The sequence below is a fragment of the Pyrodictium delaneyi genome, assembly GCF_001412615.1.
GTDB classification, from domain to species: domain Archaea; phylum Thermoproteota; class Thermoprotei_A; order Sulfolobales; family Pyrodictiaceae; genus Pyrodictium; species Pyrodictium delaneyi.
In genome coordinates this window covers 94,372-110,626 of sequence record NZ_CP013011.1, presented here as the reverse complement: position 1 = coordinate 110,626, position 16,255 = coordinate 94,372, and the positions used below count along the sequence as shown (strand labels likewise).

21 protein-coding genes are annotated in these 16,255 nt (G+C 52.3%); 2 read left to right on the top strand and 19 right to left on the bottom strand.

Going from position 1 to position 16,255, the window contains the following annotated elements:
* Window positions 1-55: 55 nt before the first annotated feature.
* The 3 genes from Pyrde_RS00705 to Pyrde_RS00695 form a co-directional block, all read right to left on the bottom strand.
* Complete coding sequence (locus Pyrde_RS00705) at window positions 56-568, bottom strand: hypothetical protein (protein ID WP_143522178.1); 513 nt, start codon at window positions 566-568, stop codon at window positions 56-58.
* Window positions 569-734: 166 nt separating this feature from the next.
* Window positions 735-980, bottom strand: a complete 246-nt coding sequence (locus Pyrde_RS00700; RefSeq protein WP_055407342.1) for a hypothetical protein — start codon at window positions 978-980, stop codon at window positions 735-737.
* 192 nt (window positions 981-1,172) lie between these two features.
* Complete coding sequence (locus Pyrde_RS00695; RefSeq protein ID WP_143522177.1) at window positions 1,173-1,850, bottom strand: metallophosphoesterase; 678 nt, start codon at window positions 1,848-1,850, stop codon at window positions 1,173-1,175.
* Window positions 1,851-2,034: 184 nt separating this feature from the next.
* Between Pyrde_RS00695 and Pyrde_RS00690 the strand changes: the two genes are divergently transcribed.
* Window positions 2,035-2,607 carry a hypothetical protein gene (locus Pyrde_RS00690; RefSeq protein WP_055407338.1) on the top strand — a complete coding sequence of 191 codons (573 nt, stop codon included), beginning with the start codon at window positions 2,035-2,037 and terminating at the stop codon, window positions 2,605-2,607.
* 34 nt (window positions 2,608-2,641) lie between these two features.
* Here the strand turns inward: Pyrde_RS00690 and Pyrde_RS00685 are convergent, their stop codons facing one another.
* From Pyrde_RS00685 to Pyrde_RS00610, 16 genes are all read right to left on the bottom strand, one after another.
* Complete coding sequence (locus Pyrde_RS00685) at window positions 2,642-3,778, bottom strand: SPOUT family RNA methylase (protein WP_231656760.1); 1,137 nt, start codon at window positions 3,776-3,778, stop codon at window positions 2,642-2,644.
* 221 nt (window positions 3,779-3,999) lie between these two features.
* Entirely contained in the window at window positions 4,000-4,647 is a 648-nt protein-coding gene (locus tag Pyrde_RS00680; RefSeq protein WP_055407336.1) for a 30S ribosomal protein S3ae, read from the bottom strand.
* The gene (locus tag Pyrde_RS00675; RefSeq protein WP_055407333.1) at window positions 4,622-4,972 is read right to left on the bottom strand and encodes a KEOPS complex subunit Pcc1; all 351 of its coding nucleotides are present in this window, start codon (window positions 4,970-4,972) and stop codon (window positions 4,622-4,624) included. Before Pyrde_RS00675 ends, Pyrde_RS00680 begins: the two co-directional genes overlap by 26 nt.
* Window positions 4,956-6,251, bottom strand: coding sequence for a hypothetical protein (locus Pyrde_RS00670; RefSeq protein WP_055407332.1), 1,296 nt, complete (start codon window positions 6,249-6,251; stop codon window positions 4,956-4,958). Before Pyrde_RS00670 ends, Pyrde_RS00675 begins: the two co-directional genes overlap by 17 nt.
* A 151-nt stretch (window positions 6,252-6,402) precedes the next feature.
* Window positions 6,403-6,876 (bottom strand): 30S ribosomal protein S15, encoded by a 474-nt coding sequence (locus Pyrde_RS00665; protein ID WP_055407330.1) that lies wholly within the window; start codon window positions 6,874-6,876, stop codon window positions 6,403-6,405.
* Between the two features lie 145 nt (window positions 6,877-7,021).
* On the bottom strand, window positions 7,022-7,600 hold the full coding sequence (locus tag Pyrde_RS00660) for an XTP/dITP diphosphatase (protein ID WP_055407328.1): 579 nt from the start codon (window positions 7,598-7,600) through the stop codon (window positions 7,022-7,024).
* Window positions 7,582-8,289 carry a Kae1-associated kinase Bud32 gene (locus Pyrde_RS00655; RefSeq protein WP_082419367.1) on the bottom strand — a complete coding sequence of 236 codons (708 nt, stop codon included), beginning with the start codon at window positions 8,287-8,289 and terminating at the stop codon, window positions 7,582-7,584. Before Pyrde_RS00655 ends, Pyrde_RS00660 begins: the two co-directional genes overlap by 19 nt.
* Complete coding sequence (gene kae1, locus Pyrde_RS00650; RefSeq protein WP_082419366.1) at window positions 8,253-9,338, bottom strand: KEOPS complex N(6)-L-threonylcarbamoyladenine synthase Kae1; 1,086 nt, start codon at window positions 9,336-9,338, stop codon at window positions 8,253-8,255. The genes Pyrde_RS00655 and kae1 overlap by 37 nt, the downstream gene beginning before the upstream one ends.
* On the bottom strand, window positions 9,292-9,483 hold the full coding sequence (locus Pyrde_RS00645) for a 30S ribosomal protein S27ae (protein ID WP_055407324.1): 192 nt from the start codon (window positions 9,481-9,483) through the stop codon (window positions 9,292-9,294). The genes kae1 and Pyrde_RS00645 overlap by 47 nt, the downstream gene beginning before the upstream one ends.
* A gap of 37 nt (window positions 9,484-9,520) precedes the next feature.
* A complete protein-coding gene (locus Pyrde_RS00640; RefSeq protein ID WP_231656759.1) occupies window positions 9,521-9,907 on the bottom strand; it encodes a 30S ribosomal protein S24e in 387 nt (128 codons plus the stop codon).
* Window positions 9,908-9,969: 62 nt separating this feature from the next.
* Entirely contained in the window at window positions 9,970-10,512 is a 543-nt protein-coding gene (locus Pyrde_RS00635) for a GTP-dependent dephospho-CoA kinase family protein (RefSeq protein WP_055407323.1), read from the bottom strand.
* Window positions 10,513-10,573: 61 nt separating this feature from the next.
* A complete protein-coding gene (gene spt4, locus Pyrde_RS00630; protein WP_231656758.1) occupies window positions 10,574-10,789 on the bottom strand; it encodes a transcription elongation factor subunit Spt4 in 216 nt (71 codons plus the stop codon).
* A 152-nt stretch (window positions 10,790-10,941) separates the two neighbouring features.
* The gene (locus Pyrde_RS00625) at window positions 10,942-11,550 is read right to left on the bottom strand and encodes a DNA-directed RNA polymerase (RefSeq protein ID WP_231656757.1); all 609 of its coding nucleotides are present in this window, start codon (window positions 11,548-11,550) and stop codon (window positions 10,942-10,944) included.
* Window positions 11,551-11,632: 82 nt separating this feature from the next.
* Window positions 11,633-12,046, bottom strand: coding sequence for a PIN domain-containing protein (locus Pyrde_RS00620; RefSeq protein ID WP_055407320.1), 414 nt, complete (start codon window positions 12,044-12,046; stop codon window positions 11,633-11,635).
* A complete protein-coding gene (locus tag Pyrde_RS00615) occupies window positions 12,025-13,275 on the bottom strand; it encodes a translation initiation factor IF-2 subunit gamma (protein WP_055410543.1) in 1,251 nt (416 codons plus the stop codon). Before Pyrde_RS00615 ends, Pyrde_RS00620 begins: the two co-directional genes overlap by 22 nt.
* Window positions 13,276-13,496: 221 nt before the next feature.
* Complete coding sequence (locus Pyrde_RS00610; RefSeq protein WP_055407318.1) at window positions 13,497-14,150, bottom strand: 30S ribosomal protein S6e; 654 nt, start codon at window positions 14,148-14,150, stop codon at window positions 13,497-13,499.
* Window positions 14,151-14,353: 203 nt separating this feature from the next.
* On the opposite strand from Pyrde_RS00610, the gene infB reads away from it, so the two are divergent.
* The gene (gene infB, locus Pyrde_RS00605) at window positions 14,354-16,177 is read left to right on the top strand and encodes a translation initiation factor IF-2 (RefSeq protein ID WP_055407316.1); all 1,824 of its coding nucleotides are present in this window, start codon (window positions 14,354-14,356) and stop codon (window positions 16,175-16,177) included.
* Window positions 16,178-16,255 lie beyond the last annotated feature (78 nt).

Here is a 16,255-nt window from a genome sequence, read left to right as displayed (position 1 = left end):
TCTATGGTTAGACGGCAATACTCCCCTTATAATACTCCGGGCTTGAGGCTCCTCCCTAGGAGTAGCCTCGCCTCCTACTGTTTGCGAGCCTAGTACTGTAGACTCTTTCAACTGGTTTAGGCGGCTCTAGAGCGTTGCTCTCCGGACTACGCTGCTCAATACGCTCCACGATAACCCGGTAGATGTTGTAAACCTCCTCGTAGGATAAGTCGCGACAACTACAGCATACTATCCTTACATCACTAATCTCGTAGCGCTCGCCTACCTCGCCATGTGAATGAATTATTGCGATTTCCACCTTATCCGGCTTCAGATCATCAATTCCATCAACTAAATTACTAACATCAGCATATATAATCTCAACAGGAGCTCCGGTGTCAAGTCTAGACACTATCTTGTACTCCTGAGGAAGCCTGTCAAGTTTACTATAGACGTCGAATGAGAGAATTATACAGCCAGTCGCATCACGGATTAGGAGAACTCTTCTAAAAGTTTCATACCAGTATTCTTTAACGTCTCGCCACGCTTCCACGATCTCTGGTTGCTCAGCTGCAGGAGGTACTTTCATAGCACTATTCACCGCAGCTATTCCGTATCATATTCGTAAGCTGCTACAAGACTAAGGCTAAAGCATATACTACAAGCCGAGACATTATTGTATTGTGGTGCGTACAAAGAGAGATGTGTAGAATGAAGGTGCCGTTAAAATTGCGTGAAGCCGGGGCTTAGGCTAGTTAGCGGCGCTTCTGGGCTATCCAGGGAGTTATGGGCTGGAGTTCACGGCCGCAGAAGGGGCAACGGTAGTGTAGCCTCCTCGCATCGGCCGTGCAGAAGTATGCGTCGTAGCGGTCACGACAGTGCTGACACGCATACACTATGTCTAGCGTTATATCTAGCTTCTTGGCACAGATCCTACACTTGACTTCTACCCAGCCTCTGTGGCCGACAGCGTTTATGCCCTTGAGCCCGGAGGTCGACACTCTTCTCTACACCCCCGGGCACGGCGTGCTGTGAAGCCCAGAATTAATATACTGCTACTCACAAGCCATTACTCAGCGTACGTAGAGCAAGGAGGCTATGATGTGAGCGCTCTTCGCCGAATCCGTGGTGTGGAGCAGCACCAGGCCGGGATTACTGAGCCTCCTCTCCACACACCCATCGAGTATTCGACCCTAGTCCCCGGTCTCAGGTAGTTTCGCGAGACGTATCCTCACAATATCCTTGTCCGGCTCTATGTCGGCAACTGCATACCTCCCAGCTTCTAGCGGACCGGGATTGACGGTAAGCACTCCTTCAACGCTTGCGACACCCCACGCCTCATGTATGTGCCCAGTGACTAGCAGGCGCGGCTTTACCCGTGCCACAAACTCGCGGAGACTCAGGCTACCAACGTAGGCGCCTCCTCGTACCCGATCCAGCCCACTCATATAGGGCGGCGTATGTGATACTAGTATCAAGCTGTCACTACTGTTTCCGGTTATGACTTCCTCTAGTTTGCTGAGCATTGCTCGGAATTCTTCCTCGCTATACTCGAACGGCGTGCCGAAAGGAGTATGTATCGAACCCCCCACACCAGCTAAGGCTAACCCATAGTGATTATACAGCCTCATGTGGATACATCGTGTGCCCTCAATCTCTATGCTGGGCAGCTCTGGGCTATCACAGTTACCCGGTATCCATACTACTGGCGAGTGTCGCGCAAGCTCTCCTAGTACAGCTCTAGCTTCCTCTATGGATCCACAGCTGGAGATGTCTCCAGCCACTATAGTCAAGTCCCGCTTCAAGTTTGCAAGTTTCTTGGCCTTCGCAACCGCGCCATGGATGTCCGAGAGTATGAGTATGCGCTTCATGACACTCTTCCCCAAGGGCCTCCAAAACACCCATAGGGCTAATTAGTTGCTAACGACGCTTGCCCATACTGTAAGATAGTGACTGGCATGCCGTGGTATAACCATATAACCCTACTCCAGAATCGTCTAAGTCGCGGTGCCAGACCCCTTACATGGCTAGAGGCTGGCATGGAGGCGCTGCGGCGTGGCCTGGCGCAACATAATGGCATCGATTTTCGAGAAGGCTATCAGCTATGTAGAGGCAGCATGCCTAGGCGAAAACACTGAGCCTGCAAGCTGCGCTAGAGCACTAGTTGCCGCCGCTGACGCACTCTATACACCTCTGAAGCCAGTGGACTCTGGACTAGGCGAGGCAAGGCGCATAGCTGGCATACTATCCGGGCTTGTGGCCAACACCTTCCTCTACATGGCCTCCCAGAACAAGGATGAAGAGTTCATTAAGGCTGTAAAGGCTGAACTTGAGGAGGCAATAAAGACCGAAGCACCACTAGAAGAAGTTAAGGCGATACTAGAGGAGGCTACTGCTGCTACTCTAGAGCCCGCAAAGCTGGATGATGCCAGGGAGGCACTCTTCAACGACATAAGAGACTACGTTGAACCACCGCAGCCAGCCATACCTAGGAGGCGCCGAAGACAGCCAAGAAGGCCGGACCCAGCCCAGAATCTACGCCGTCTTGTGAGAGAACTCGGGCGTAGAGACCCTATTCTGGCTAAGCAGATAGCGAGACTGCTAAAGGCAAAGAGCGTGCCCGCCTAAGGTGGTCTACCTCTTTTCTTAGCATGAGGAGTGCCTAGGCTGCATCCTTAGGCTGCTTGTCTGCAGCTGAATCCTCGCCGTTCACCTGCTCAGCTGCTAGCTCGTCATGCACAACACTTCCTATAGCTATGAGGGCTGCGGCAGCTGCATACTCCGTCGATAGTGTTATCCCCGGTGCTATGTCAAGGACTAGGTCTGCAAACCTGTAGACACCCTCTGGTATCCCTTCACGTGAGCCGAAGAGTAATGTCACCCTTCTACCGCGTTTCACTATCTCCAGCACGTCTTTAGCACGTTTCGATATTGGGTCGCCCTCGGGCTCAAACACTATTATGGGCTCGCCGTGCCTGCTCCTGACTAACTGGTACAGGTCCTGCACGTATACGGGCACACGGCGGACATCTCTACCATAGCTTCTACGTTGTATCTGGTAGCGTGACTCTATACCCTCAAATACTCCTCCGAGAAACTCATAGAGCTGCCGGGCATCGACTAATCCTATCGGCGCTACTACTAGTTCGCCTACCTCGAAGTTCTGGACTTCTCTCCCAACTCTTACGCCCATAGTCCTACAAGCATCAAGAGGGCCAAGGTATGGCATCTGCACTATGGAGAATCGGCGGAAGAGCTTGTATAAGGGATACTTGCCAGGCTTCATTTTGCGCCATTCACGCGATCCAGGGTAGAACGCGATAAGCGCCAAATCCTGTATTATTTCCACAGCCACAACCTTATCAGGGTATCTAAGGTTGACTTGTGCACCTGTGGCGCGTCTCACTGCATCACCTACTACAACATTTACATCAATGCTAGTGAAGCCATGCCTTCCACGCCTCACTGTTCTTACCGCGAAGGTCTCATTGCTCGATATAAAGCGGGGAGCCAGAGCTGCTGCTGTTTCAGCTATTTTAGCAGGATCGGCCTCCGTGCAGGCCTCAGCGACTACTACCTTTTCGACCTCTGGCACCTTAGCCTCGATCTCCCGGGCTAGTTCATACTTGTCCTTGGAGGCCTCGACGAGCACTAAGCCTCTAAATCCCCGGGGTGCAGGCTCTATGCGAGCATCAGGGTCCATCTCGGCTATATAGCTGGCAGCTACGCGCTCCATGCCGAGGATAGTCTTGACTAGTAGCAGCTGACACTCGCGGCTAGCCAATAGCCGACCCTCCAAGCAAGAAGCAGCCTTGCGTAGACCCTCTTTCTATTATTGCTTAGCCGTCTCTACAAGCTCCAGCTTGCCCTAGCAGAACTTGGCTACACAAATTCCGGAGAGCAAAGACGGTAGAAATTGTTTAGTGTGGCCTCTGCTCGGGGTGGGATAGACGGGATAAACAATCTTCACAACGAGAATAGTCTAATAGTAAAAACAAACTCTGGATCCCGGCAAGCTCGTTAACGTATCTCATACATTAGCGGGGATACTACTACTGCGGGCTGTGGCTTACCGTCGGGACCTGGCACTGTTAGCAGCTTTGACTTGTATATCTCGACCTTACGTAGTGGGTATATCTTCTTTGCCTCTTCGAATATCTCGTTAGCTAGCTGACCAAAGAGCATCGCCTTTATGAGCTCGTCTAGTGTCATCTCGGATGCACGCTTAGTTATTATGTTACCCATTATCTTCCTAATGGCTTTCTTCTGGCTTGTCTTACACCGGTATGTTGTGAGGACAACGCCAGTTATACGGAGACCGTACCCATCCTTGGTGACCACGTTGTATATACCCTGAACCTTGCTGCTCTTCCTCCTTATGAGGCTCTTCATGTAGTCGCGGGCTAGCTCGTGGCCCTTAAACCTGGTGAATGCCTTGAGGTTCTCCTCGTCTACATCGGTTATCTGGAAGAACAAGTGTACATGCACGAGCGAGAAGTCGCCGGTTATGTCGTAGAGGGTTGTCTCCATTACTCTGCCAATTAGCTTACGCGGGTCGTCGGCCGGGGTAGTGCCGAGGCTCACATTCCCGAATACTGGTGGTGCTATTACTTCGTACCATTTCTTTAGACGCCACTTATCTCTAGTCCCGCCGGGTCTGCGGCTCATTACCCACTGCCCCGGTACCGCCGTGCGTGTCTCCGGACTGCTTTAAAGTCTTAGTAGTCTCCTCTATGCTCCGGAGCAGAGAGTATAGGTATTCGAGAATCTCGTCTACAGTATTCCTGATAGATCCTATCCTCTTCGCCTCTCCGACGCGCGCTGTAACCTCTATGACCAGGTCGTCTCCCTCAACACGCTCAACTATATTCATCCAAGGAGGTGCTGTCTTGTTATCGGGGCGTATAGCGGCAGCTATAGCCTCAGCCAGGCTGCAGCCTACACTGTGTATCCGAAGACTAACACGTATAGACAACTCAGAGTTGACAGCCAAGCCTAAGCTCCCCAAGGAGCCCGCCCTCGATGTAGCGTAGACAATTCGCCTCAATAGCTTCTCTTACTACTCCTATACCGTAGTAGTCAAGAAGACTCTCCATAGATACTACTACTACGCTCGACTTGTCTACGGGGTATGCTGCTACTTCCTGCTCCCTTACAACTCCTAGCCTGCGGAGTATACGCTCAACAGGAAGGAGCGGTGCCTCGCCCACACGCTCTAGGAGGGCTATAGTGAAGTGGCCGCTTCTCTGCACTTGGGGTCTCTTCTTGGCGGCATTAGCCTCTACGGTTTCAACTATTGAGTCGAATAGCTTCGTGTACCTATAGTAGGCTGCGCCAGCCACAAGCTCCTCCGCGACACCCAGCGACGAGAGAGAAGGGAGCCCTTGCTTCTCGCCGTACACTGCTAGCACTATGGCTGCCTCTCTTAGATCCTTTAGTGGGGCTGGCCGGCTATAGTAGGAGACACCTATTAGCTCGGAGGGCTTGCGGGGTATACTACTCGCCTCTTTGAGTATCGTGTAGAGCTTTTCTCCAAGCACGGCTACGGATTGCTCAGGGGCCTCTTCCATCGTCTTGCCCAGCACTTGTGTTAGCCTAGCATCGGATTCGAGGAGCCGGCGGGCCTCCTCCGGTTTGCCGCTGATCCCTGGGATGAAGGGTTCAAGGGTCAAGTAGAGTGCCTCCTCAGTAGGCTCGAAGAGCCAACGGAATAGTCTTAGGTTAAAGTGTTCCTCCACCTTGTTTTCGAGCTTTAGCATCTCTATTATGCCGTTCTCGAAGCCCACAAACTCGCCGCGCTTGCCTACGTCGAGGCCACGCCAGTAGGCTGCGACGATACTGTATACTGCTGGATAGCCCACTATTGTTATCTCGGATAGTACTCCTGCGAGTAGGCTTGCTGTGCTAGAAGTAGGGCTACTAGTTACGGCCAGGGGGAGTAGTCCCTGTGGCTTCTCGCCCGGCCCTATGAGCGCTGAAGGCTTGCGAGGTGTTACGTCGTGTGCTACGGAGGAGGGGTAGCCGAGCAGGAGGGCGGGAGCATCTATTTCGCTGGGTGGCACTGGGGTGAAGTACAGCACGAACTCGATATTGTTCCGTGTAAATATGTTCACGGCTATAGCAGATGCTAGGGCCGCGTCAAGCGACGGGTAGGCATATATCTCCAAGTAGCCGTAGTCCTTCGTAGCTGCAGCTATCTGACTTGCCGAAGGCCTTAGGAGGGCAGCCTCTTTCTCGTTAACAAACTTCGATAACGCCTCGTCAAGGCTCAACCTAGAGTATCCCCATAGCGTATACAGGGCTGAAGACTGGCTAGAATTGCCTTCTCCTCTACAAGGAGGCTGTAAGAAAGTATAATAGACTCAAAGGAGCAGAGGCTTGTAAGAGAAACTTTAGGTGTAGACTGAAGTAGCCCTAGAGGGCTTACTGCTCCTGGTAGAGACCGCCCGCTATTAGCAGCTTTGCGCGCTGTGGGTCGTAGCGCCAGTCCTTCGGCAGCTTCCCTACCCTCTTGTAGTACTCTGCTAGCCTGCGTATCTTGGACTCTAGGTCCAATAGACCTTTCTTGGCGTGAGTGTCCTTGGGGTGCTCCTCTAGGTGGCGACGTAGGTTTACAGCCTTCTCTATTAGGCGGAAGAGGTCTTCGGGAACTACCATCTTTATTCCGTGTTCCTCGAGGACCTCGACTATCGTCTTGCCTAGTATGGGCTTTACCAACGGTATACCGAACTGGTCTCTCAGAATAATGCCTATCATGCTGGGGCCGTAGCCCTTCCTCGCTAGGTCCACGATTATCTCTTCAATCTCTTCTGGGTCATACTGCACCCACTTCGGCACGGTTGGGCTAGCAGGCCTTGTGGAATGTGATCTACCCTTCTTTCTCCTCTTACCAGCCATAACTTCTACACCTCTCCCGGCGAGTAGGAGCCATAGCCGCTGTGGAAGCCCCTACTCCCGGGGCTTCCCCAGGGGGATCCCGGATTAGGCCATGGAGGCGGGGAGCGCTTCTCGGGCCTAATAAACTCTATTAGCGCTGCCGGGTCTAGCTGGTTAGCACTTGTTGATTCCTCTCTAGCCAACTACATAGAGCACGCGCCGCGCGGGCACGGTGAGAGTACTTATTCTTCTCCTCTACATCCATCTCCGCAAAGGTTCTATTGTCTCCCTCAGGTATGAATATGGGGTCAAACCCGAAGCCCTTGTCACCGCGAGGCCCATCGGCGATGTATCCGTCGCATCTGCCTTCGAATAAGGCTAAACCACCACCATATGCGAGAGCTATTACCGAGTAGAAGTATGCCCGCCTATTATCAACACCTTTCATCAAGCGCAGGATGCCATCAATACCTATAGTTTTGTAGACGTAAGATGAGTATGGCCCTGGGAATCCGCGAAGAGCCTCTATGAAGAGACCGGCATCTTCTACGAGGACCGGCTTCCCGACTATACTGTAGGCGGTCGCTGCTGCATAGAGGGCTACGCGCTTTAGATCTCCCTGTATCTCCAGCTTAGGCGCATCTATAGGCTCAACGCGATATCCACATTCTTGGAGGACAGCGTTTATCTCCTCTACCTTATGCATGTTTGAAGTCGCAACGTAAATCACTCTTCCTGGCGCCATGCTGTCCGCCTCTCCTCCCGGTATCTACCCATAAGCCTTATCTCACGTACTAGCTGCATAATCTTCTCTGTCCATGAACTCCCCCGTGTAGAGCTATAGCCCTCTAGGAAGGCTTCGAGCAAGCTATCCACGTGTTCAGGATGCGTTGACTCGAGGCTACGCATGTACAAGTGGACATCGACAGCTTGCTCGCGCTCACTACTCTTCAGCGATGCTAGCCCAAAGTCTATAAGGTATACCTCACCATCTTTTACGAGTACATTACTTGTAGTCAAGTCGCCATGGCTTATACCAGTCTCGTGAAGAATCCCCACGGCTTCGCCTAGGCGTCGTGCATACTCTTTAGCTGCCTCGGGTTTGGCTTCTATAATCTCGTAGAGGCTAGGGGCATCGATATACTCCATAACTATTACTCCGGCTACAGGGTTGACATAGTATATTGCTGGAGCATTCACGCCCAGCTCCAGTGCAGCAAGGACTGTTCTTGCCTCGTTGATTGTCCGGCGCCATCGGAGCCTCTTGTCCAGAAGATAGTGGCGGTATGTCTTGGGTACTCGTAGCTTGAGTACAGCTTTCTTGCCTAGCCACTCCACTATGTAGACGTAGGCTTCCGCGCCCTTGTACTGAGGCTCGCCTAGCTCTTCGAGGCCCTCTAGCGCCACGGTACCTCCACGCTGTCGAGCCTCCAACGCTGCTTCACCACAGCTTCCTCGGGCCTAATTGTTATACCTGCTAGAAAGTTTAGGAGGCCGACCCACGCTATCATGGCTCCATTGTCTCCCGCTAGGGGTAGAGGTGGATACCCAGCCAGCGCACCATGATACCTAGCCATGTCTTCTATTTTGCTCCGGAGCACAGGGCTAGCTGCAACACCGCCCGTGACCAGGATGCTCTTCTTTCTCGTATGGGCTAGCCCTCTCTCTGCTACCTCTACAGCTGCTCCGTAGGCTACTTCCCGTAGTCCAAGGCATATGGAGGGACGCTCAGCCGCTCGGCTCTTCCACATCCGGAGGGCAGCTGTTAGGAGTCCAGAGAACGATACATCCATCCCCTTGACGACGTAGGGGAGGTCTGCCGGCTTTTCCGCCTCCTGAGCACACCGGTCCACAACATGGAGCCCTTCTACTATGTATGGCGGTGCGAGGCCTGCATCCCTCGCAAACGTATCTAGGAGATTGCCTAGAGCTATGTCAAGCGTCTCGCCGAAGACGCGGTAGCGCTTCTTAGCGAAAGCCGCCACCATCGTATTTCCTCCAGAGACGTAGAGGACTAGCGGGTCTTTGAGCCCTGTAGCAAGTCTCCCTATCTCTATGTGGGCTAGTGCATGGTTTACCGGCACAAGTGGTTTCGAGTAGTATGCGGCAAGCCCACGGGCTATCGTAGCGCCTACTCGGAGCGCCGGGCCGAGCCCTGGCCCAAGAGCTACGGCTATAGCGTCTATATCGCCTATACTGAGGCCTGCCTGTCGCAAAGCCTCGGAGAGGACTCTAGGTGCGACCCTGGCGTGGTGGCTAGCCGCCTCTCTAGGGTGTATACCACCCTTCTCTGGGCGGTATACGTCGCGGACATTAGCCAGAATGTAGGGCGGTCTTGTAGAGGCTATACCTACGCCAAAAGTGTGAGCCGTAGACTCGATGCCGAGAACATAGGTTTCGCGGCTCCAGTCTAGCCCGTGGTATAGCTTGCTGGGGTCACCCCTTAGCTTCTCTGACGAACTCTGTGTGGCCACATTTACCACAATGCCACCTCGGCACCGGCTTCTTGTGGAACGCCATGAAGCTGCCGCATCGTGGGCATATCTTGTTCTTTCGCTTTATTGTACCAGTGTTATAGTCGTACTCGTATAGCTTGTGCACGTAGAGCTTAAGCCCCTCCTTCGCCATACCGGCTCACCCCGCTACGACCATGTTATGGGAGGGTTTACTCTTCTTCCTCTTCCTCTGGCAGCTTGTTACGCTCTATAATGTACTTAGGCTCGAACTGTAGCGCACGCTCTGGAGTGTCATATACGTGTATCTCGGCCTTTGTCCTCCCAACACCGTACTCGCTTAGGACCTTCCTGATGTAGAGCCTCTTGATGTCAACACCTAGAGCCTTGGAGAAGGCATAGCGGAGCTTCATGCGGCTCGGAGTAGGCTTACCCACGTGGAGTATTATTACGTCTAGCTCACGGCGCTTTATCAGCGGGTTATACCAGTCCTTTACCGCGTAGACCTCGTAGCCCTCGCCTAGGTCTACCTCAAGCTTTTTCCCATCCTTAGGTCTTAGTAGCTCAATCACATCCATAGGCGTACTTGGCTGAGACACTACCGCCACCTCGCAATACCCTCTACTATCTAGCCCCGTGCAGAGCAGCAGACCTCCCGGGTTTATTCTTTAGCCTTTTCCAGCGGCACATCACATGGTTGGAACATGCGCAGCAAGCTCCAGGCTAGCCTCTTAACATACCAGTCTACATGAACTAGTAGGACGCCACGCGAGGGCTGCCCATAAACCACTATAGAGTCCACATCGGCGTACAGGATGGCCGGTATGGCTAGTAGATCCTCCTCACCCTTGACCTGGATAGCAGTATAACGTCCCGAGCGGATACCGTCACGAATAGCGTTAAGCGCCTCTAAGGATATCGATGAACGTGGATTAGCTACATGGACCCGGCGATAGTCCCTTGGCAGTTCTGGGCACTCTACATTGTAGCGCATTTCCGTGCAATCGTATACAGCGAGTACCGGTCTTAAGCCTAGGCTTAGGGCGTCTCTCGTAACTCTATCACCTACAACTATTAGCCTAGCATACCTTAGCATTGACTCTACATAGTTAAGACTAGGAACTAGCATGCTGCGCGGCGCACGTGACGCGAGAAGAGGTCTAAGCTCCTCTGGCATACAGAAAATGGAGCCCAGCACACCCATGGTATAAAACACCCGAGAGCCTACCAAACTTTCAACTCCATATTGCTAGCCTATTACTACCTTACCGTACCTTTATTGCGTATCTTCCAGGCCGGTTTATCTCAAGCCTTTTTGCTATGAGCGACATCTCCGGGTTTATGACTACGAGTGTTCCCTCCCAATCTTCAGATATATCCGTAGAGCCACAAACTGGGCACCGAGTGGCCTCCCGCGGCACTAGGCTTTTGCACTTCCTACATGCTTTGAAGGGTGGTACTTTGACTCTCCTTGCAGACACGGTTACTTCGCCTCCATCATATTGTGTTAACATTATACGAGGCAGAGGTACTAAAGATACAGTGCGAATGGGTATGATTTTTCCTTGATAGTCTAGAGGGCTGCGAGACTCACGACAAGATCGAAAACATTGTTAACCAGGCTTATTACCTTTCAGCTGGACTCTTGCTTGGTTTTTTGGTACCACTCTGGCTTACCGAGATAGGGCTGTCTTAGTGTAAGCTGTATCCTCGGCCTCATTGTTGGCTCTGAAGGTATTGACACCGATACTACCCTTGCCCTTACAACATCACCGATCTCTACTATACGCCTACTACGCTCTCCTATGAGCGCTCTACGCTGAGGATCAAACACTACACGATCATCCATGAGCTGTGTCACATGTGCAAAGCCCTCAACAGGGCCAAGGTTTACCCATAATCCGTATTGCTGCGCGTTAACCACTATACCTTCAACGACCTCCTTCACTTGAGGCCTAAACGCAAGTACACTATACTCGGATTCGTGATAAGTAGCGCCATCGCCGGGTATTATCCGCCCCTCCTCTTTAACCTTGACATCGAATATAGCCACTATTATCCCCATATCAGGATGGACGTACCCAACATACTTCTCTGTGAGCACTTGCAGCGCAGCCTCTTCAAGAGGTTTGCCGAATAGACTCGGCGGTATCCGAACCGTGTCTCTAACCCGGTAAATCATGTACAAGTTGTCACCCTCGGGCGGCCTCAGCGTTGCTACACTACCCTTTAAGAGCGCCAAGCCCAAGCCTAGAAGCTGGGAAGTATTAAGTGTGACCGCCTCTCAGCTAATAACAGTATAGCAACATGTTTATTAACTATAGCTAAGCGCCTTCAAGCATTAGTCCATGTCGCGATCTACGGTAGTATATGTTAGGGAGACCCATCTCCCTTAGCCGTCGCCGTAGCTCGTTATCCGCTGTAGCTACAATAGCCTCTGGATCATTCACAACTATGGATATTATAGCATCATCTGTATTGTCCGCCTCAATATCCACTATTCGACACTTCTTCCTCTCTATTGCCTCTAGCGCTAGACGTGCTGCTCTTCTACGGTGTATCGAGCTAGCCCTCTCTGCGAGCCTCCTGAGCTCCTCCACAACCTGGCTTGGAATGATACACTCGGGACTAGATAGAAGGAGCGACGCGCTTTCCTCAAAAACATCCACACCGTCGTAGAGGAGCATAAGGATGCTTGTGTCGTAGACTACGCGTTTTAGCCTTTTACTATACCCCATCCAACCAGCCTCCAGCGTCCTAGAACCTGCCTCGATATCGCTACCCGGGCACCCTCCCAGGCTGCTACTGGCCGGCGGAGCTTCACCTCTATCTCATCCTTGCCTAGACTAGTCACTACACCAAGAGTAATTGCTGTACCCACTGTTAGCATTACTATCTCTCTCTGCCGTAGAGGTGGCACCTTGACGAGCTCGCGAGCACCTACTACACGCTCGAGCATATAGTATTCTAGCCTTATAGTATCGCGTACCGGTGGTAGGTGACCCGGCTTACCCAGTATGTTACCTACAAGATTGTCAGCCTTAGCTACTGCAGGGTCTAGCTTCGTGCCCACAGCCACAAGCCCGCCTGGCCTTGCTTCATCCACCTCTAGATTGCCGAACCGTAGACTTGTAACCTCTGTGACGAGGGGCTCGTAGCGTACACGACCACGCTCTTCGACACGCACACCTGGCACAATCTCTATCTCATCACCGACGCGCAGAACACCTTGTATGAGCGAGCCGCCTACCACGCCCCCTCGTAGTTCCTCGACCGGTGTACCCGGCTTGTTTACGTCGAAGCTTCTAGCTATGAACATTAGCGGTGGCTTTGCCGGATCACGCTGCGGTGTAGGCATGAGGTGCTCCATAGCCATTAACACTACATCTACATTGACGCGGTGTAGAGCGCTTACGGGTATTATGGGCGCGTTTTCGGCGAATGTACCCTTTACAAACTCTTTTATCTCCTGGTAGCTCTCTCGGGCCCTTTCCGGTGTGACTACATCAACCTTATTCTGTACTATGACTAGCTTGTGCACCCCAACTATGTCAAGCGCCATTAGGTGCTCATAGGTCTGAGGCTGTGGACACTTCTCGTTTGCAGCTATGACTAGCAATGCACCATCCATTAGGGCTGCACCAGATAGCATTGTAGCCATTAGTATCTCGTGGCCAGGAGCATCGACATAGGACACCTTGCGGAGCAGCTTAGGGACAGAACCCTCAGGGCATAGCTCGGGGAAGGGCTGATAAGCTTCTGGCCCCTCAACGCCCTCACAATACCATATCTCGCCCTCAGCATAGCCTAGCTTGATAGTCATTCCTCTCTTTAGTTCTTCGCTATGCTTCGCCGTCCAGACGCCGGTGAGAGCTTGAACCAGCGTAGTCTTACCATGGTCTACATGGCCAGCCGTGCCTATGTTTACCTCTGGCTGCCGCCGCCGCTGTGCCTCAATCTCATCCATATCGAACTTCGCCAATACCACTACACCCCCACTCCTTAGTGGGCTGTACTAAGGGAATAAAGAAGGTAGGCTTGTCTCGCGGCCATGGAAGTTAGTGGAAAGATTCTATTAGATAACGGAAAACGAAGTAAGCCAGGACGGAGGCGTCCTTTAAAAACGCACTTCTCGACATGCATATGCAAACGTGTATGCCTCATTGCAAGAGGTCAAAGATTCTTGAGCTACTTCTTCTCTGGGTAGACTATTACTGTGTTTATCTGAACTATATCATGTGTTATCGTATTGCCGCGGACTGTCTTTCTTCTTCTCTCTCCCTTCTCGCGCGGATGGAAGCCCGGCGGGCCTGATAGAAGTACACGCTTCTTCACGGGACCTGGTATCGAGGGGAGCATTGGGAAGCCGCTGTTATCGCTGCCGCCTCTTATTTTGAGCTTGTAGCCTGAGAGTCCTACTATTTCGCCGTCAAAGGTGTCACCTATCTTTAGGCCTATTAGTTGATCTGCCTGGGGGCTTGCCACCGTTATCTGCCAGGCCTTGGCTCGGAATACCTCGCCCTCAGCCTCCTCCACACCTGCAGCATCTCCGAGCCACTCGAGGCTTACTCGGACTTCGTCCTCTGGTACTTCAGCGTCGGCTACGACTTTGCAGGTGTGTTTGATCTTCTTCTCCTCCTTCTTTATCCTCACGGTTATTATGTTGTGTACTGCTCCGAGCTTTTCTATTAACTTGGGGTTGGCTTTGCATACTGGCAGCTTGCGCTGGCTCTTCTCCTCCTCGCCATACTCTATGTTCTCGTCTCCCTTGATCTTGACCTTGGCTACGGGAGAGTCCGCCTTAGCCTCTGGGTCCGATATTACTATCTTGAACTCTGGCACTCTACCTTACACCTCCAGGGGGTTCATCCCCGGGCCCTTAGGCGGGCCCAGCATCCCTCCTAGCGGAGGGCCATGGCTTCCGGGAAGTCTGGCCCCCTTATTTAGTTCGTTGGAGACACGGTGCGCATCAATGAGCGAAGAGTATAGGGGCTATTACGTTATAGTGGGGTAGCTGTACGACTCGTAGCCTGGGTGACGCTACTTTGGCCGGAGAAGCGAGGGAGCAGTCAACCGGTAAACGGCTTAGACAGCCCATAGTAGTCGTACTAGGTCACGTAGACCATGGTAAGACTACGCTTCTCGACCGCATAAGGGGCACAGCTGTCACCGCTAAGGAGCCGGGGCTCATCACACAGCACGTCGGCGCTAGCGTTGTGCCAGCAAGCGTTATAGAGAAGCTAGCCGAGCCTCTGAAGAAGCTTATACCCTTCAAGCTGATTATCCCCGGACTACTCTTCATAGATACGCCGGGCCACGAGCTGTTCACCAATCTTCGGCGTCGTGGTGGCAGCGTCGCAGACTTTGCTATACTGGTCGTAGATATCAATGAGGGGTTCCAGCCCCAGACCTACGAGTCCATAGAGATACTTAAGCAGCGCCGTGTACCATTCATAGTAGCAGCAAACAAGATAGACAAGATCCCGGGCTGGAAGTCTAACCCGAACACACCGTTCATCGTATCCTACCGTAAGCAACCTCAGTGGGTGCAAGAGGAGTTAGAGAGGCGGCTATGGGACAACGTGATAGCCAAGCTCTATGAGGTGGGCTTCCAGGCTGATAGATTCGATCGCGTAAAAGACTTTACACGCACAGTAGCAGTCATACCTATTTCTGCTAAGACTGGCGAGGGTATAGCGGAGCTGCTTGCTGTACTAGCTGGTCTCGCTCAGAGGTATCTCCAGAATAGGCTCCGCTTCGCCGAGGGGCCCGCGAAGGGTGTCATACTAGAGCTGCGCGAGCAGCCAGGACTCGGCACTGCTGCTGACGTCATAATCTATGACGGTGTACTGAAGCGCGGAGACTTGATAGTAACAGGCGGGCTCGAGGGACCTGTTATAACACGTGTACGTGCCCTCCTCATGCCAAAGCCTCTCCAGGAGATACGTGTGGCAAAACGCGAGCTCGAGCCCGTCGACGAAGTATATGCCGCAGCTGGTGTACGTGTGGTAGCTCCGGACATCGAAAAGGCTGTAGCCGGTGCACCGATATATGTTGCTACGAGCGAGGAGGAAGCCAAGCAGCTGGCGGAGAAGATACGACGCGAGATAGAGGCTCTACGTATAAAGACCGAAGCCGAGGGTGTAGTCGTCAAGGCAGACACATTAGGCAGTCTCGAGGCTCTTGTGGAGGCGCTTCGTAGGAAGAATATACCGATACGCTATGCTGACGTAGGCCCTGTAGCTAAGCGTGATGTCATAGAGGCTGTAGCTAGCAAGGAGATTAACAAATTCTATGCCGTAATACTAGCGTTTAACGTGAAGGTGCTCCCCGAGGCGGAGGCTGAAGCAGAAAGGCATGAGATTAAGATATTCCGGCATAACGTTATCTACCAACTGCTCGAAGACTTCGAGAAGTGGTACCGCGAGCAGATAGAGGCGGAAAGGAGGAAGGAACTCGAGCAGTTGATACGGCCAGGCAAGATACGGATCATACCTGGATACGTGTTTAGACGCAGTAACCCGGCTATCGTGGGCGTCGAGGTGTTGGGTGGCGTCATAAAGCCCGGATACCCGCTTATGAGAGAAGACGGGAAGAGGATAGGGACTGTACACCAGATACAAGATCGCGGTAAGACCGTGCAAGAAGCTAGGGCAGGTATGGCTGTCGCAATATCTATACGTGGCCACGTACTTGTTGGACGCCACATAGACGAGGGTGACGTACTTTACACAGATATACCGGAGAAGCACGCTATAATGTGGCTTACAAAGTACAAGAGCGAGCTCACTGATGACGAGAAAGTAGTGCTAAAGGAGATAATAAAGATTAAGAGGAAGCAGAACCCGACTTATGCCATCACACTCTAGTACGTCTGAGAGACAAAGTTACTACATCGACTACCTTTAACCATATCATGATTTTCTCTACATAGCAGTCTAGTGTTA

Coding starts and splice junctions, on each gene's coding strand:
- Pyrde_RS00705 (WP_143522178.1), bottom strand. CDS start 568: ATGAAAGTACCTCCTGCAGCTGAGCAACCAGAGATCGTGGAAGCGTGG.
- Pyrde_RS00695 (WP_143522177.1), bottom strand. CDS start 1,850: ATGAAGCGCATACTCATACTCTCGGACATCCATGGCGCGGTTGCGAAG.
- Pyrde_RS00680 (WP_055407336.1), bottom strand. CDS start 4,647: ATGAGCCGCAGACCCGGCGGGACTAGAGATAAGTGGCGTCTAAAGAAA.
- Pyrde_RS00665 (WP_055407330.1), bottom strand. CDS start 6,876: ATGGCTGGTAAGAGGAGAAAGAAGGGTAGATCACATTCCACAAGGCCT.
- Pyrde_RS00660 (WP_055407328.1), bottom strand. CDS start 7,600: ATGGCGCCAGGAAGAGTGATTTACGTTGCGACTTCAAACATGCATAAG.
- Pyrde_RS00645 (WP_055407324.1), bottom strand. CDS start 9,483: ATGGCGAAGGAGGGGCTTAAGCTCTACGTGCACAAGCTATACGAGTAC.
- Pyrde_RS00635 (WP_055407323.1), bottom strand. CDS start 10,512: ATGGGTGTGCTGGGCTCCATTTTCTGTATGCCAGAGGAGCTTAGACCT.
- Pyrde_RS00620 (WP_055407320.1), bottom strand. CDS start 12,046: ATGGGGTATAGTAAAAGGCTAAAACGCGTAGTCTACGACACAAGCATC.
- Pyrde_RS00615 (WP_055410543.1), bottom strand. CDS start 13,275: ATGGATGAGATTGAGGCACAGCGGCGGCGGCAGCCAGAGGTAAACATA.